Annotated in this window: 14 protein-coding genes, 1 pseudogene and 1 riboswitch; of the genes and pseudogenes, 4 read left to right on the forward strand and 11 right to left on the reverse strand. The window is 63.6% G+C overall.

Going from position 1 to position 15,433, the window contains the following annotated elements; translation table 11 throughout:
- Window positions 1-93: 93 nt before the first annotated feature.
- On the forward strand, window positions 94-726 hold the full coding sequence (locus tag FJ970_RS23160) for a LysE family translocator (protein ID WP_140755657.1): 633 nt from the start codon (window positions 94-96) through the stop codon (window positions 724-726).
- A 4-nt stretch (window positions 727-730) separates the two neighbouring features.
- On the opposite strand, the gene FJ970_RS23165 is transcribed toward FJ970_RS23160, so the two are convergent.
- Window positions 731-1,555 (reverse strand): DUF2189 domain-containing protein, encoded by an 825-nt coding sequence (locus tag FJ970_RS23165; RefSeq protein ID WP_140755659.1) that lies wholly within the window; start codon window positions 1,553-1,555, stop codon window positions 731-733.
- A 249-nt stretch (window positions 1,556-1,804) separates the two neighbouring features.
- On the opposite strand from FJ970_RS23165, the gene FJ970_RS23170 reads away from it, so the two are divergent.
- Both FJ970_RS23170 and FJ970_RS23175 read left to right on the forward strand, forming a co-directional pair.
- Window positions 1,805-3,028 (forward strand): TadE/TadG family type IV pilus assembly protein, encoded by a 1,224-nt coding sequence (locus FJ970_RS23170; RefSeq protein ID WP_140755661.1) that lies wholly within the window; start codon window positions 1,805-1,807, stop codon window positions 3,026-3,028.
- A 79-nt stretch (window positions 3,029-3,107) separates the two neighbouring features.
- The gene (locus tag FJ970_RS23175) at window positions 3,108-3,623 is read left to right on the forward strand and encodes a CAP domain-containing protein (RefSeq protein ID WP_140755663.1); all 516 of its coding nucleotides are present in this window, start codon (window positions 3,108-3,110) and stop codon (window positions 3,621-3,623) included.
- Between the two features lie 51 nt (window positions 3,624-3,674).
- Here FJ970_RS23175 and FJ970_RS23180 read toward each other — a convergent pair whose 3' ends face one another.
- The 7 genes from FJ970_RS23180 to FJ970_RS23210 all read right to left on the reverse strand — a co-directional run bounded on the left by FJ970_RS23180 (window position 3,675) and on the right by FJ970_RS23210 (window position 10,555).
- Entirely contained in the window at window positions 3,675-5,210 is a 1,536-nt protein-coding gene (locus FJ970_RS23180) for a DHA2 family efflux MFS transporter permease subunit (RefSeq protein WP_140755665.1), read from the reverse strand.
- Between the two features lie 304 nt (window positions 5,211-5,514).
- Entirely contained in the window at window positions 5,515-6,693 is a 1,179-nt protein-coding gene (locus FJ970_RS23185) for an HlyD family secretion protein (protein WP_140755667.1), read from the reverse strand.
- Entirely contained in the window at window positions 6,690-7,169 is a 480-nt protein-coding gene (locus tag FJ970_RS23190; protein WP_140755669.1) for a MarR family winged helix-turn-helix transcriptional regulator, read from the reverse strand. Before FJ970_RS23190 ends, FJ970_RS23185 begins: the two co-directional genes overlap by 4 nt.
- Before the next feature lie 145 nt (window positions 7,170-7,314).
- Window positions 7,315-8,364 carry a FecCD family ABC transporter permease gene (locus FJ970_RS23195; protein ID WP_181178286.1) on the reverse strand — a complete coding sequence of 350 codons (1,050 nt, stop codon included), beginning with the start codon at window positions 8,362-8,364 and terminating at the stop codon, window positions 7,315-7,317.
- Entirely contained in the window at window positions 8,364-9,311 is a 948-nt protein-coding gene (locus tag FJ970_RS23200; protein ID WP_140755671.1) for an ABC transporter substrate-binding protein, read from the reverse strand. The genes FJ970_RS23195 and FJ970_RS23200 overlap by 1 nt, the downstream gene beginning before the upstream one ends.
- Before the next feature lie 45 nt (window positions 9,312-9,356).
- Complete coding sequence (locus tag FJ970_RS23205; RefSeq protein ID WP_140755673.1) at window positions 9,357-10,145, reverse strand: ABC transporter ATP-binding protein; 789 nt, start codon at window positions 10,143-10,145, stop codon at window positions 9,357-9,359.
- On the reverse strand, window positions 10,142-10,555 hold the full coding sequence (locus tag FJ970_RS23210; RefSeq protein ID WP_227791876.1) for a DUF1636 family protein: 414 nt from the start codon (window positions 10,553-10,555) through the stop codon (window positions 10,142-10,144). Before FJ970_RS23210 ends, FJ970_RS23205 begins: the two co-directional genes overlap by 4 nt.
- Before the next feature lie 89 nt (window positions 10,556-10,644).
- Window positions 10,645-10,851, reverse strand: a riboswitch (cobalamin riboswitch).
- A gap of 195 nt (window positions 10,852-11,046) precedes the next feature.
- Between FJ970_RS23210 and FJ970_RS23215 the strand changes: the two are divergent.
- A pseudogene (locus FJ970_RS23215) lies at window positions 11,047-11,879 on the forward strand (AraC family transcriptional regulator).
- A 7-nt stretch (window positions 11,880-11,886) separates the two neighbouring features.
- Here FJ970_RS23215 and FJ970_RS23220 read toward each other — a convergent pair.
- From FJ970_RS23220 to FJ970_RS23230, 3 genes are all read right to left on the reverse strand, one after another.
- Window positions 11,887-12,822 (reverse strand): helix-turn-helix domain-containing GNAT family N-acetyltransferase, encoded by a 936-nt coding sequence (locus tag FJ970_RS23220; RefSeq protein ID WP_140755675.1) that lies wholly within the window; start codon window positions 12,820-12,822, stop codon window positions 11,887-11,889.
- A gap of 185 nt (window positions 12,823-13,007) precedes the next feature.
- Window positions 13,008-14,153: an alanine racemase gene (locus tag FJ970_RS23225; protein WP_140755677.1), complete on the reverse strand. Its 1,146-nt coding sequence runs from the start codon at window positions 14,151-14,153 to the stop codon at window positions 13,008-13,010.
- On the reverse strand, window positions 14,150-15,430 hold the full coding sequence (locus tag FJ970_RS23230; protein WP_140755788.1) for a D-arabinono-1,4-lactone oxidase: 1,281 nt from the start codon (window positions 15,428-15,430) through the stop codon (window positions 14,150-14,152). Before FJ970_RS23230 ends, FJ970_RS23225 begins: the two co-directional genes overlap by 4 nt.
- Between the last annotated feature and the right edge of the window lie 3 nt (window positions 15,431-15,433).

The following is a 15,433-nucleotide window of genomic DNA, read 5'->3' on the forward strand; positions in this document are numbered from 1 at the left end:
CGGCGCCAAGCTCTTGCAGCCACCTGTCGGGACAGGCACAGATCGGCCGCTCGCGAGATCGCGAATCCATCGCGAGATGCTGGGGAACGAACAATGCCCGACACCGCCAACCATCTCGCCTTCGCGCTGGTCTGCCTCGGTATGGTGCTGACGCCCGGCCCCAACATGATCTACCTGATCTCGCGCTCGCTGTCGCAAGGGCCGAAGGCCGGACTGATCTCGCTTGGCGGCGTTGCGGTCGGCTTCCTGTTCTACGTGCTGTCGGCGGCGTTCGGCATAACCGCGCTGCTGCTCGCCGTGCCATTCGCCTACGACGTGTTGCGCTTTGCCGGCGTGCTCTATCTACTGTGGTTAGCCTGGCAGGCGGTGAAACCCGGCGGACGCTCGCCGTTCCAGGTGCGCGACCTGCCACAGGACCGGCCGCGCAAGCTGTTCGCCATGGGATTGATGACCAATCTGCTCAATCCCAAGGTGGCCGTTCTCTATCTGTCGCTGCTGCCGCAGTTCATCAGCCCCGGCAAGGGCCATGTCCTGTCGCAGCTTCTGGTGCTGGGCGCGACGCAGATCTCGATCAGCCTCAGCGTCAATGCCATCATCGCACTGACGGCCGGCTCGATCGCAACCTTCCTCGCTGGGCGACCGCTATGGCTGGTGATTCAGCGCTGGATGATGGGTACCGTGCTGACGGCGCTGGCGCTGAAGATGGCGACCGACGCGCAGCGCTGATTCGTCACATCGGACGGCGCGGAGGCCGGATTTGGGCCGGCTCGACCACCTTGCGGTAGAGATGCCAGGTCGCGTGGCCGAGGATCGGCATGACGACGGCCAGTCCTGCAAACAGCGGGATAGAGCCGATCACCAGCAGCACCGCGACGATCAGACCCCAGAGCGCCATCTGCAGCGGATTTGTCATGACCGCGCGCGCCGAGGTCTCTATTGCGGAAACGGCGCCGACATCACGATCAAGCAAAAGCGGGAAGGTAACGACCGTGGTCGCCAGCACGACCACCGCGAAGACCAAGCCTGCCGCGTTGCCGAGAAGGATCAGTGTCCAGCCCTTGCTGGTCGTCAGCACATCGCGCAGGAAGGCCCCGATCGAAGCCGGCGGCTCGCCGCCAAAAAGGCTGGTGTAGATTGACTGCGCCGTGAACAGCCACAACAGGAACAGCGCGAACAGCATGATGCCGATGACTGCTATCGAGGGCAGCGCCGACGAGCGGCGCACATCGAGTGCGTGCCGCCAGTTGGTGTTCATGCCGAGCTCGCGCCGGCGGCTGATCTCATAGAGCCCGATCGCCGCGAAGGGGCCGACAAGGGCAAAGCCCGACATCAAGGGATAGACGAGCTGGATGGCGTTGGAGCCGGACGTCCATTGCGTCAGGATCAGGCCGACGATCGGATAAATCAGGCACAGGAACACGTAATGCGACGGCTTGGCCCAGAAGTCCTCTGCGCCAAGCCTGAGCGCGTCCCAGAGGTCTGGCGTGGAAATGCGGCGGACCGCGGGTTGCACATGCATTCCGTGCGCGTCCGCCATGACGTGAAAGCCGGCCATAACCTACCTCCGTTTTTCTCCGGGGGCGGTCACCGCCTAGGGTGGCCGCCCGTAGCTGCCACTTCAAGAACGCTGGCATCATAGCCGATCTTCCCGGGATTGTCGCCGCGTCTCATTATGCTTGCTGGGCGGCCTTCGTTTGGTCCACCACCGAGTTCACTTAGAATCTCTGCATTTTAGTTATTGCTTAAATTACTCGTAGAGACCCAGGGCTTATCACCTGAGCTTTATAAATCTTGGCGAGGGGCGATGTTCGGATTGAAGGGCTTCTGGTCTTCGGAGCGCGGCAATTTTGCCATGGCGACTGCCGTCGCGATGCTGCCGATAATGGCTGTCGTCGCCGGCACCCTCGATCTGACGGGCACGAGCGACGACGCCGCGCAATTGCAGAACTCGCTGGACGCGGCTGGGCTTGCCGTCGGCACCAAGTACCTGCCCAGCATGAGCGCGACCGATGTCCAGGGACTTGGTCTGACATTCTTTGCAGCCAATATGAGCGTCGCCGACCAACAGGAATATTCAGACAGCGTCTCCGCTTTTTCGGCCACCGCCAGCGGCGACTCGAGTGCCTATTACATCTCGCTTTCGTCAGGCATCAACCGTCCGAGCTTCATCAATGGCGCGGCCCCCTGGCCAGCTCGCCGGTCGGCGACGGTCAAGATGCACCCGGGTTCACAGGCCTGCGTGCTGGCGCTCGATCCGCATGCGTCGGCCGCGGTAAGCCTGCAAGGCTCGACCGATGTCGCCATGAGCAACTGCGTGATCGCGGCAAACTCGGACGCGTCCGATGCCGTCAGCAGAGGCGGTTCCGCGCTGGTTTCGGCGGGCTGCGTCTCGACCGTCGGCGGCACTTCCGGGCTTTCACCGCCCAATGCCAATCTCACCTGCGGCGCGCCGCTCGTACATCAATATGCGTCCTTCGACCCCCTAGCGGACATCGTCCCTCCCCCTTACACGTTCTGCATGCAGGTGCCGAACGGAAAAACCTACACGCTATCGCCCGGCACCTATTGCGACAAGACATTGTCGGGAAACATCACTCTCAACCCGGGCGTCTACATCTTGCGCGGCGTCACCTTGAAGCCGGGAGGTAACGGCAGCCTGAGCGGCCAGGGCGTGACCATATTCCTCGTGGAGGGGGCACAGATCTATATAAATGCCAATGAAAAGGTGAACCTTTCCCCCCCAACCAGCGGGCCTTACGCCGGCATCACCATCTACCAGAGCCGCGGGAACACATCGGCCTTGACACTAAATGGCGGCGCAAATTCCGTGATCAGCGGATTCGTCTATGCGCCTGACGCGGCCGTTTCGTTCGCCGGCAACTCGGATATGAGTGGTCAGGGCGACTGCCTGAGGCTTGTTGGCTTGACCGTGCAGATGACAGGCAACTCATCCATCAAGACCGACTGCACGGCCGTATTCGGAAATCGCGATATGTACGCCAGCCGCCTCGTCACGCTTGTGAAATAAGCGGAAAACCGCCATTCGACTTTCAGATTTTCATCACCCTGCCCGGCAAAAGCCATGATCGCGACTATCTCAGGCCGGCATGACCACTTCGAGAATCGATTGCGACCGGATCGCGAACTTGAACAGGCGCACATGGCTCAAGGCGGCTGGCCTCGCGGCCTTGCTCGGGCTTGCCGCCTGCGGCACCGTCTCGGTGCCGACCGGGCAAGGCGGCGGGGTTTCTTCCTCGGCAACCGGCACGCTGGCGGGCCTGCGCACCTCGGCTGGGCTCGGTCCATTGGTCGCCGATACACAGTTGGAGCAAGCGGCACTCCAGCAGGCCGGCTATATGGCGCAGCGTGAAAACATGAGCCACACGACCGGCTGGGGCAAGGATTTCGCCTCGCGGATGAAGGACAATGGCGTACACGGTGCCGCGGCCGAGAACATCGCGGCCGGCCGCTTCGACCAACAGAAGCTGTTCGACATCTGGATGCATTCGCAGGGACACCGGCGCAACATACTCGATCCGGACTTCAGCCGCTTCGGGCTTGCCTATGTCCGTGACGGCCGCGATCCCAACCTGCGCTACTGGTCGCTGGTTCTCGGCAGGTAGCGGAGATATCGCCGGCAGGCAGCGGACATCCCCTGACGAGCAGCCGCTACATCAGTCCATATGGGCGGCGGGCGCGCCGCCGCCGGCCGGACTGGCTTTCGGCTTGCGCAACAGGAACACAAACGGGATGGCGACCAGCGTCATCACCATCAGTATTTTGAAGTCGTCGACGTAGGAGATCATCATCGCCTGGAGATTGACTATGCGATCGACCTGCGACAGCGCCGTCGGATCGCCGCCGGCGGCGGCCGGCGAGACCGCCCAGAGATTGGGATTGAACGGATTGATGAAGGCTGAGAGCTCGGCGTGATTGACCTGCGTGTTACGCACCAGCAGCACCGTCACGACCGATACGCCGATCGATGAGCCAAGATTGCGCACCAGGCTGAACAACGAGGTTGCATCGGTGCGGTAACGGGCGTCGAGCGTGGCGAAGGCAACCGTAGACAGCGGCACGAACACCATTCCCATGCCCAGGCCCTGGATCACACCGGAGCTGAGGATCAGCCAGTTGTCCATCTGCGGGGTGAAGCTGGCCATGGTGTAGAGCGACTGCGCGGTCAGAAGGAAACCGATGACGACGAGGATCCTGGCATCGATCTTGCCCATGATGCGCCCGACGACGAGCATCGAAATCATGGTGCCGACGCCACGCGGCCCGATCACGATGCCGATAGTGACGGTCGGATAGCCGAAGATGGTCGACAGCATCGGCGGCAGCAGCGACATCGAGGCCAGGATCAGCACGCCCATGACGAAGATGAACGCCAGCCCGGTCACGAAATTGCGATCGAGGAAAATCTTCGGATCGATGAAGGGATGTTCCGATGTCACCGTGTGAATGATGAACACCCAGAAGCCGGTGATCGAAAGGCCAAGTTCGATCCAGATCTCGATCGAGGAAAACCAGTCGACCTCGCCACCGCGATCGAGCATCAGCTGGAGAGCGCCGACGCCGAGCGATATCATGGCAAAGCCGAAGAAATCGAAGCTGCGCACCCGCCGGGCAACGGCCGGCAGATAGGCGGCCATGCCAAGGAAGGCGAGGATGCCGACCGGCAGGTTGATGAAGAACACCCAGCGCCAGTTGAAATTCTCGGTCAGCCAGCCGCCAAGCGTGGGGCCGAGGATCGGTCCCAGCATGATGCCGGCGCCCCATATGGCCATTGCCTGGCCATGGCGCTCCTTGGGGTTGATGTCGAGCAGGAAGGTCTGCGACAGCGGCACGATCGCGGCGCCGAACACACCTTGCATCAGCCGGAAGAGCACGATCGTTTCCAGGCTCCACGCCAGGCCGCACAACATCGAGAAGATGGTGAAGCCGACCACCGCCGTCAGGAACAGTTCCTTGCGGCCGAAACGGTCGGCGAGCCAGCCGGTGACAGGCGTCATGATGGCGGCGGCGACGATGTAGGAGGTCAGCACCCAGTTGATGTTATCGGGCGATGCGCCGAGATCGCCGGTCATGGTCGGCAGCGCGACGTTGGCGATCGTGGTGTCGAGCGCCTGCATGATGGTCGCCAGCATTAGCGCGACCGTGATCAGGCCACGATGCGGCACTTCTTTGAACGGTTCGGACGTGCTCATGGCGCAGAACTTCCAGAAGGTAACAGAAACGTGTACACCGGGTTTCCGGGCGGCAAAGCCTTCCGTCGAGAGACCTTCGTCGCGGTGGGACGCGACTATCGATGTGGGGGTTACATCGACTGAAAGTCTCTGACGAGCGGATGCATGCCGCCCGGAAACCAGAGGACCGACGGGTCCGTATCGAAGATTTCAGATCTTGGGCAGCCACGCGGCCCGACCCAAATACTGATCCTACCCACCGCTCCCATCAGACCAATCCTGTAACTCGCCTCCACCCGCCTGGTCCCGGCGGGCTTCCGCTGACTTACTGCGCGGGCTCGCCGGCCGTGGCGTGGCCGAAGATCGACGGCCAGCCACGCGCCACGCCCGTATCGACAGTAACCGAAGCGCTCATGCCGGTACGCAGCGCCATCTTGGCGTCGGCATCGGTCAGTTCCAGGCGTACCGGAATGCGCTGGGTCACCTTGACCCAATTGCCCGTGGCGTTCTGGGCGGGCAGCAGCGAGAAGTCCGCGCCGGTGCCGGCACCGATAGCCTTGACAGTCGCCTCGAAGGTCCTGCCCGGATAGGTGTCGACCACGATCTCCGCCTTCTGACCAGGCTTCATGTTGGTGAGTTGGGTTTCCTTGAAATTGGCGTCGATCCAGGTGTCGCCGGTTTCGACCAGCGCAAACAACGGTGTGCCGGAGCCGACATACTGGCCGACCTTGAAGGACGCGGCTTGATAGACAAGACCATCGGCAGGCGCCTTCACCGTGGTCTGCGCCAGGTCATAGGCAGCCTTGTCGCGCGCGGCGAGCGCCGACATCACGGTCGGATGCTTGTCTGTCTCGATATCGGGATTGCCGCCGAGCGCCGCCTTGGCGCTGACGATGCCCTGTTCGGCAACGGCGAGCTGCTGTTTTGCCTTGTCGAGATCATTCCTGGCCTGATCCAGCGAGGACTTGGCGTTGATGCCCTTCTGCGCGAGATCGGCGGCACGGTCATATTGCGACTGCGCATAGGCAACTTCGCTGCTGGCGGATTTCTCCTGCGCCATCGCCTGGCTGTAAGCGGCGCGCAGCTGCTCGACATTGAGGCGCGCGGCAGCCACCGCGGCGTCAGCCTGTGCAAGCGCGATCCGGTAGGGCTCGGGGTCGATGGCGAACAGGAGATCGCCCTGCTTCACCGTCTGATTATCCGATATGGCGACCTGAACGATACGACCGGCCGTGTCAGAGGCGATCGACACCTTGGCCTGCTGCAGATTGGCGTTTTCCGTTTCCTGGTAGCGCCCGCCCGTCACCCAGACATAGCCGCCGCCGATGATCAATGCCGCCGGCAAGGCAAACATCAGGAAGAAGCGGCCGATGCGGCGCTTCTTCTTCGGCGCCGCGACCGGCTGCACGGGAGGAGTGACCGCGACGGGAGCGGCAGCCGGCTGGGCCGGCGCTTCCATCTCCACCTTGGGAGCGTTTTCTTCTACCTTGGCTACCGCGTTCATGCTGCCGCACCTTCCGAACTCTTGATCTTTTCAAGCGACGAAGCTTCGCTGTCCGTCAGATTCTGTACCATTACATCCAGCGCCCGGATCAGGACGCGCCGGTCTTCCGGCGAAACGCCGCTGAGCGATTCCTCATAGACCTCGCCAGCGAGGCTCTTGACGTCCGCATAGGCCGCATTCGCCTTCTCGGTTGGGAAGATCATCCGTACGCGCCGGTCGGCCGCGTCGGAGCGGCGTTCGATCCAGCCGCCCTCCTCCATCCGGTCGACCAGGCGTGAGACGCTGATCGGCTCGATTTCGAGCAGTTCGGCGAGTCGCGCCTGTGCAACGCCCGCCTCCTTGGCAACGCGGACCAGAAGCCGCCATTGCGCCGAAGAGAGGCCCAGTCCGCTGGCGCGCGCCTCAAAGCGCTTGCGCATCAGGCGCTGCACGTCGTGGATCAAAAATCCCAGTCTGTCGATGCCATCTGAAACCATGAGCGATACATATAATAAGCGTGCTTACTATTCAAGATACCACATCGCCACGAAAGCCGGAAAAATGCGCATGGCAGGTCTGCAACGCGATCCTGGTTAGCGACAGGTGAACGCCCCTCTCATGCGAAACGCGCAGACGCCGTCTTCAAAGGCGGTTTCGAACAACCATGGTGACGACGAAGAACGCGCCGAGCGAGCTGGTGATGATGCCGATCGGCAGTTCCTGCGGCGGCAGCAAGGTCCGGGCCAGAAGATCGCTTGCCAGCAGGAGCATCGCCCCGAAAACCGCGCAACTTGCGATCAGGCGCAGATGCAAGGGACCGGCCAGTGGCCGCGACAGATGCGGGATCATCAATCCGACAAAGCCGATGACGCCGGCGACCGAGACGAGGATTGCCGTCGAGAAAGCCGCCACGAGAAATGTCGTCCTGCGCATGCGGGCCACCGGCACGCCGAGACTTTCGGCGGCGCTTTCGCCGGCCAGGAAAGCGTCCAGCTTGCGGTGGTTCCACAGTCCGTAAGCCGCGATCGTGCCAGCGCCCACCGCGCCCAGCCACACATTGTCCCAGCGCGCCAGCCCGAGCCCGCCCATGGTCCAGAACAGCACCGAATGGGCCGCGCGCTGGTCGCCGGCAAAAACCAGATAGTTGGTCAAGGCCGTGAACATGAAAGAGACGGCAAGGCCGGCGAGGATCAGCCGTTCGGGACCTTGCCCCCTCACCCGCGCCACCAGCAAAAGCACGATGGAGGCGGCGAGTATGCCGCCGGTGAACGCAGCCACAGGCAAGGTCCAGATGCCGAAGCTGTCACCAAAGACGGTGATGACGGAAACCGCGCCGGCAGCGGCCCCCGACGACAGGCCGAACAGGAAAGGGTCGGCAAGGTCGTTGCGGGTCACCGTCTGCAAAAGCGCGCCGACGATACCCAGCCCGCCGCCGACACAGATCGCCAGGATCGTGCGCGGCAGCCGCAAGTCGACGACGATCTTGCCGACCGGGCCCGATATCCCGGGCTCATCCAGCCCGATGGCACGGCCAAGTGCGGCGACGACATCGGTTAGAGGTATCAGCGTCGAGCCGTAAGCGATCGACAGCAGCGCGAGAGCGACGAGCGCCACCGCGCCCGCCGTCATGGCCAGCGTGAAGGCCTTGTGCCCTGAAAGCGCGCCGGATTTGTGCTCTCGGGCAAGACCCATCAGAACGCTTCCGGATGCATCGCCCTGGCGATCTTGCCGATGGCTTCGATGTTCGCCGGTCCTGGCGTCAGTTCGGCATAGCGAAGCGCCACGAAGCGCTCGTTCCTGACCGCGTCCGTCTCCTTCATCGCCGGGTGCGCCTTCAGGAAATCGAGCAGTTTCCTGTAACCGCCGCCGTCCTGATAATCGAGCAGGATGAGGAATTGCGGATTGCGCGCCGCCACCGTTTCCCAATCCGTGTTGCCCCAGCTAGTATCCATGTCGGCCATGATGTTGTCGCCGCCGGCTGCCGATATCATGGCGCTGGGGATGGCGAACTTTCCCGCGGTAAACGGCTTGTCCTCGCCGGAATCGTACAGGAACACGCGTGTTCCCTTGGCGCTGCCGACCTTGGCGATGATATCGGCGAGTTGCGCCTTCCAGCCGGCGACAAGCTTTTCCGCTTCCGCCTCCTTGCCGAAGACCTTGCCCAGCTTTTCGACGTCGCCATAGAGCAGGTCCATGGAGGCGGCCGGGCGGCTCTTGTCGAGATGGACGCAGCTTTCGGTCAGCACCAGCGTCTTGATGCCGTGCGGTGCGAGCGTGTCGGGGGTCACCTCGCCGCCGGGCTTCATGCCGTAGTACCAGCCGGCGAAGAAGAAGTCGGGCTCGACGGCGATGAGATTCTCCAGCGTCGGATATTTCGGCGCCAGTTCGGGAATGGAGCCCTGCTCAGCCTTGAATTCGGGGGCGACCTTGTACCATCCGGTGATACCGGTCAGGCCGACGATAGATGGCTGCAGCTTCAGCGCGAAGGCCATCTCGGCCATGTTGAGATCATGGATGACGGCGCGCTTCGGCGGCGCGTCGAAGGTCAGCGGCTTGCCGCAGCTGTCGACGGTGACGGGGAAGGCAAAGGCCGTCGAGGCCAGCAGCGAGACGACGAGGGACAAGGCGAGGCGTTTCACGGACTTTGCTCCTTGGTTGAACGTGTCGGATAAGGATGGATTTGATCAGGACGGCGGTGCGGCGCGGTTCGGAAGGTCGAACACCGTCAGTTCGCGGTCCTCGGTGGGATGGCGCAGGCGAAACACGTCGACGCCGAAAATCTCGCGGATCAGCTGCTGCGTCAGCGCCTCGTGCGGCGGCGCCAGCGCCTGCAGCCGGGCCTCGTTCATCACCGCGACCCGGGTGGCGAAGGGTGCCACCAGGGTCAGATCGTGCAGCACCGCGATCACGGTCATGCCGAAGCCGGCCACCAGTTCGAGCAGTTGCGCGCGGGCGCGCGGATCGAGGTGGTTGGTCGGCTCGTCGAGGAACAGGATTTTGGGCTCCTGCGCGATGGCGCGCGCAAGCTGGGCGCGCTGGCGTTCGCCACCAGACAGCGAGCCGATGGTCCGGCCGAGCAGCGGCAACAGGCCGGCCCGGCGCAGCGCGTCCACGACAATGTCGCGTTCCTCGCCGCGGCGCCTCAGGCCGGCATGCGGGACGCGGCCAAGTTCGACATAGTCGATCACCGCCAGCCGTGGGTCCGGCTGGTCTGTCTGGCCCACGACGGCGATATGCAGGGCTCGCTCGGAGGGGGAAATCCTGTCCAGGCGCCGCCCGCCGAGCTTCACCTCCCCGGAGCTCGGCCTGAGCATGCCGGACAACATGCGCAGCAGCGTGGTCTTGCCGGCGCCGTTGGGGCCAATGATGGCGAGGCGGTCGCCCGATGTCACCGACAGGCTGACGGCATGGACCAGATGCCGGCCATTCGCCATCGCGCCCAGGTCGCGCGCATCGAGAAGCGGCGTTGTCATCGAGTGCCATCCGTCAGCTTGCCGGCTCCCGGGATGCGGGCCAGCGTCTTGCCGGCCAGGCGCGGCGGACGTTGTCCGGAATTGCACCAGCCATCGGGAAGCGAAGCGTAGAGCCTGGCAAACCGCACGAGATCGGCAGCGTCCGCCTGCGCGTCGATCGACCCGAAGAGATAGGCTGCCTTGCCTGGCGCCTGGAAAGCCACTGCCAGGGGACGCGCGCAACCCGCCATGCAAGCCACGCCCTCGACCGTGAAACCATGCGCCACGTCAGGCTGGGCCGCGAGGCGGGAGCACAACTCGGCGCACAAACCTTCGCCCGACCTGACACCGGTCGGCACGTCGCGGCAAAGGGTGCACACGATGATCTGGTGCATGGAGCCGGGGTGAATACGATCGATTGCGCCGTCCAACTTCCCGTCACTTTCAAAACTGGCGACGGAAGGATGTTGGCCGACCGGCCGACAAGACCGATATCCACGTTTCCTCCCGGCACACCCCGTCCGGTCAACTCAGCGATGGCAGGTCTCCTGGCTCACGGGTCTCCGCGCAATCCTGCCTTCCCAGCCTTGCCGGCCAGTGGCGTTCCGGATCTTGCTCGCCGCTTACAGTTGCGGGGGCAGCCGCGGCCTCGACCCCATGGGGTCTCACCGCGTTCCCTTTTCACCCCTCGCCTTTCGGCTCGGGGACCATCACGAGTCGCAGCCTAGGCCGCGCGCGAAGGCGAGGCAAGGCGGTTGCTTCGTTTTGTTATAACAGAACAAACAAGAGAGCAAGCCTGTCGTCGACTTTGCGTCCACCGCCCGACAGCCGTTGCCGCTTTCGATTTTGCGCCAGGCGCAATTTCGATCAAACTGGCCGGGCAACGAGGCGCCAGAGTGAGAACGCCACATGCGAGGAACACATGAACCCGACCGAGAAGGCGCTATGGTTTGTCGAGAGCCACCTGCCGGAGGCCATTACGCTCGACGATGTCGCGGCAAGCAGCGGCGTCTCGCGCTTTCATGTGACGCGCGCCTTCGGCGCGGCCACGGGACGGTCGGTCGTGGGCTATATGCGGGCGCGCCGCTTGAGCGAAGCGGCGCGCAAGCTGGCCGGCGGCGCACGTGACATTCTCCAAGTCGCGCTCGATGTCGGCTACGGCTCGCACGAGGCGTTCACGCGGGCTTTTCGCGATGAGTTCGGCACCACGCCTGAACTGGTGCGCGCGCAAGGCTCGACCCGAAACCTCGACCTCGTGGAGCCTATCCTGATGGACAGTTCACTTCTCACACGCTCGAGCCGCCGCGCTTCGAGACCAGCCGCCCCTTGCTCATCGCCGGGCTTGGCGAACGCTACAGTTGCGAGTCCAGCGCCGGCATCCCAATGCAGTGGCAGCGCTTCGCCCCCTATATCGGCAACATTCCCGGCGAGGCGCCTGGCGTCTTCTACGGCGTCTGCCTCAACGGCGACGACGCCGGCAATTTCGACTATGTCGTCGGCGTCGAGGTGACGGATTTCTCCGACCTGCCCAAGGATTTTTACCGCGTGCGTGTGCCGGCGCAGAAATACGCCGTCTTCACGCATCGTGAGCACATCTCGACCATCCGGCGCACGATCAACACGATCTGGAACAGCTGGCTGCCCGGCTCCGGCCATGAAATCGCCGACGCGCCGGAATTCGAGCGCCACGGGCCCGAATTCGATGGCCGCACCGGTAATGGCGGGCTGGAAATCTGGGTACCGGTCAAGGCATGACGCGCCGCTACAGTTCCAGATCCCAATTCTGTCCGACCAGATCCTTGCCGAAGGAATGGTGAGGCTCTTCCTCGATCAGCTTGAAACTGGCCGCCTGATAGATGTGCCTGGCCGCGGTCAGAATGTCGTTGGTCCATAAGGTCAGCGTCTTGTATCCCCTGGCGCGGGCAAAGCCGATGCATTCCTCGACCAGGCGCTTGCCGATGCCGAGGCCGCGCGCCGAAGGTTCGACATAGAGCAGCCGCAGCTTGGCCACCTGATCCGACTTGCGCACCACGAAGACCGAGCCGACGACGTCGCCTTCCCGTTCGGCGATCCAGCCGCGCTCCCATTTCGGATCGTACGATTTTACGAACGCCGCGAGGATTTCGGCGACCAGCGCCTCGTAGGTTTCATCCCAACCATATTCCTGGGCGTAGAGCATGCCCTGGCGGCGCGTGACCCAGCCGATGTCGCCAACCTGCAGCGGCCGCAGGATGTAAGGCACCTTGGGTTCGGGTCTGTCGCCGAGCAGGCCCTGAACGATGCGCATGGCCTTGACCAGCCGATCCTGGTCGACGGGCGCCAGGCGATCGAGCAGCGCGCGCACCTGGTCGTGCGAGTCCTGGTTGAGCGGCGCGAAGGCTTCCCTGCCCGCCGGCGTCAGCGCGATCGAGGCGCGGCGCGCGTCCGCCTCGGTGGCTTCGCGCTCGACCAGACCGCGCTCCTCGAATTTTTTGAGCAAACGGCTGACATAGCCGGGGTCAAGGCCGAGATCGCGCACCAGGTCGCTGGCGACGAGCCCGTCGCGATGGGCAAGCTCGTAGAGCACCCGCGCCTCGGTAAGCGAGAAGGTGCTTTTCAGCCAGCCTTCGTCGAGCACACCGATCTGGCGAGTGTAGAAGCGGTTGAAGGCGCGCACCGCGTCGATGCGTTCCTTGCCGGGGTGGTCGTGGATCGTCATGGGGATTCCTCCTGTCCTGGACAGGATCAATCATTTAGTTGACTTAGTCAATAAATCCGTTGCGACGAGGCGCCTCATAACTTCGTCATTCTAGGGCGGAGCAGGGAGCGAAGCGACGCGCGCAAACCCTAGAACGACGACATCGCAGGTGCAGGCGCCAATGGCGAACGCCGAGACGACAGCCATTATCCCATCGGCAGCACCGGCCAGCGGTCGACGACCCTGCCACCGGAAAGCACCGCTATCGGTCCGAGCTGCTGCAGCACGGCTTCGCTCTGCGTCGGCCGCAGGAACGCGTGGTCGCCGGGCCTGACGGCGGCCCCGGCGGGCAGGCCCATGAATTGCTGGTTCGAGGACAGGCCAAGCAGGCCGTTCGTCGTCATGCCTTCGGGAAACACCGGTTCGGCCATCCATTTGCCGCCATAGAGATAGCAGCCCTTGCGCGGAAACCTGCCGAGCGCCTGCAGCAGACGCGAGACCACCGGCGGGCCGGGCAGCATCGGCTCGACCACTTTCAGGATCGGCGTCGCGATGAAGGCCGCCGGCTGGAAGCCACCGAGTCCTGGCGTGTCGAAATCGCCGGGCAGCACGAAGGCCGAGCCCATCGACACTTCGTTAGCGGTGCCGCCATGATGAAGCAGCGCGGTCTTGCTGCCACCGATATTCAAGATATGGCGTTGGTTCATGCCGAGGCGCGCCACGAAAGCGGCGGCCCGTTCCGAGGCTTGCGCCAACGCCTTGGCCGGCCCGCCGAACAGGCCGGGTATGTGCGGCGCATGCGCCTCATAGGCCATGACGCCTTCGCAGCGCAGCCCGCTGTGGGCAGGCAGCGCCTTCAGCACCCGCGACAAGGCCTCCGGTTCGGCGAGGCCGCCGCGATGCAGTCCGACATCGATTTCGAAAGCGATGCGCAGCTCGACGCCGAGTGCGTCAGCGAGCGCGCCATAGTCAGCCAGCCTCTCCTGTGTGTCGATCAGCCAGCATACCCGCGACCAGGCTGCATCGCCTCTGGAAAGCGCGGCCCTTGCCGAGCCGACCGGCATCGGTTTGCCGTAGAGGAGATCCGCGTCCGGAAACGCGCTCAGCACCGCCTCGCTGATCGGCGGATGGAAGGTCATGAAGCGGTGGGTTCCAAGCGCCTTGCCGATGTGGGAAAGCAGCGGCAGGCAAGCGAGCGACTTGTCGACCAACCGTACGGCAAGGCTGGCATCAAGCCTCTCCTTCACCAGGGCGATGTTGCCATCCAGCCGGTCGAGGTCGAGCAGCAGGCAAGGTTGGAAGATGCCCGCCTGCTTCAGCGCATCCGAAAGCGTGGCAAAATAAGCGCTCATCGTTCAATGCCGAACAGGTCGACCATGTAGGGCGAGACGAAGCGGTTTTGCGGATCGATGTCGCGGCGCACCGCCATCGCATCGTCCCAGCGCGGATAGAGCTTTTTCAGATCGGCCGCTTTCAGGCTGTGCATCTTGCCCCAGTGCGGCCTGCCGCCATACCTGCGGAAAATCGGCTCGGCCGCGCGCATGAAGGGCAACGGATCGTTCGCCGCATCGTGGTGGATGGCGATGGAACAGGTCGGCCTTTCGTAAAATGGCGAGAGCCAGAACCGATCGGACGCAACGCTGCGCACCTCGATCGGGAAATAGACCTCGGGAAAATGCTTCTCCGTCAGATCGATGATCTCGGCCAGCACCTTCGGCCCCTCCTCGAAGGGAAGGTGAAATTCCATTTCGTTGAACCTGGTCTGCCGGTCGCTGGCATAGACGTTGAGCCAATCCTGCACATAATCCTCGGCCGGCACCTTGGCGACGGCGCCACGGATCAGCCTGCGGCGCAGCGACGGCAGCCATGCAAGTCCGGTGCGCAAGCGGCGCAACGTGCGCAAGGAGCCCTCGTCATCCTCGGTCGGGCGCGTGGTGGTGGCTTCGGTGCTGAAGTCGCTGGCGATGAACTGCGCGTAGCCGGAGAAGGGAATGTAATAGAATTCAGCCGACCGGTGCGCGGCCATCATCGTTTCGAAATCGCGCAGCATATCGCCGATCGGCAGCACCCATTTGCGGCGGCGCAGCCGGTAGGTTGCGATGTTGTTCAGCGTCACTTCGCTGAGCACACCGAAGGCACCGAGCGCGACGCCGATGGCATGGATCGTCTCCTGATCCCCTTCTCGCTTGAATTCGCGGACCTCGCCAAGTCCGTCGACGATCTGCACCGTTTCCAGCTGCGTGTGATAGGCGCCCAGCGTCGGCCCCGAGCCATGGGTAGCCGTGCCCAGCGCGCCGCCTATCGCCTGGCGGTCGATGTCGCCCATGTTGGGCAGGCCCTGGCCAATGCCTTGCAGGATGTGCATGAGCGAACCAAGCCGCGTCCCCGCCCGCACGCGCGCCCGATGTTTTTTCGCGTCATGCGAAACCAGCCCTTCCAGCTTCTCCAGCGACAGGATGGTGCCTTGCGACTTCACCAATGGCGTGAAGGAGTGACCGGCGCCGACGACGCGGACCGGGCCGGGTGCGGAGCGAATGAGATCGCCGAGTTCGCCGGCATCGGCGGGGCTGGCAAGCAGGCGCGGCTCGGCGGTGACAAAGCCCGACCAGTTACTCCAGCTGTTCGACATGGT

This window comes from Mesorhizobium sp. B2-1-8, from assembly GCF_006442545.2.
GTDB lineage: Bacteria > Pseudomonadota > Alphaproteobacteria > Rhizobiales > Rhizobiaceae > Mesorhizobium.

Coding starts and splice junctions, on each gene's coding strand:
- FJ970_RS23160 (WP_140755657.1), top strand. CDS start 94: ATGCCCGACACCGCCAACCATCTCGCCTTCGCGCTGGTCTGCCTCGGT.
- FJ970_RS23165 (WP_140755659.1), bottom strand. CDS start 1,555: ATGGCCGGCTTTCACGTCATGGCGGACGCGCACGGAATGCATGTGCAA.
- FJ970_RS23170 (WP_140755661.1), top strand. CDS start 1,805: ATGTTCGGATTGAAGGGCTTCTGGTCTTCGGAGCGCGGCAATTTTGCC.
- FJ970_RS23175 (WP_140755663.1), top strand. CDS start 3,108: ATGACCACTTCGAGAATCGATTGCGACCGGATCGCGAACTTGAACAGG.
- FJ970_RS23180 (WP_140755665.1), bottom strand. CDS start 5,210: ATGAGCACGTCCGAACCGTTCAAAGAAGTGCCGCATCGTGGCCTGATC.
- FJ970_RS23185 (WP_140755667.1), bottom strand. CDS start 6,693: ATGAACGCGGTAGCCAAGGTAGAAGAAAACGCTCCCAAGGTGGAGATG.
- FJ970_RS23190 (WP_140755669.1), bottom strand. CDS start 7,169: ATGGTTTCAGATGGCATCGACAGACTGGGATTTTTGATCCACGACGTG.
- FJ970_RS23195 (WP_181178286.1), bottom strand. CDS start 8,364: ATGGGTCTTGCCCGAGAGCACAAATCCGGCGCGCTTTCAGGGCACAAG.
- FJ970_RS23205 (WP_140755673.1), bottom strand. CDS start 10,145: ATGACAACGCCGCTTCTCGATGCGCGCGACCTGGGCGCGATGGCGAAT.
- FJ970_RS23220 (WP_140755675.1), bottom strand. CDS start 12,822: ATGACGATCCACGACCACCCCGGCAAGGAACGCATCGACGCGGTGCGC.
- FJ970_RS23225 (WP_140755677.1), bottom strand. CDS start 14,153: ATGAGCGCTTATTTTGCCACGCTTTCGGATGCGCTGAAGCAGGCGGGC.
- FJ970_RS23230 (WP_140755788.1), bottom strand. CDS start 15,430: ATGTCGAACAGCTGGAGTAACTGGTCGGGCTTTGTCACCGCCGAGCCG.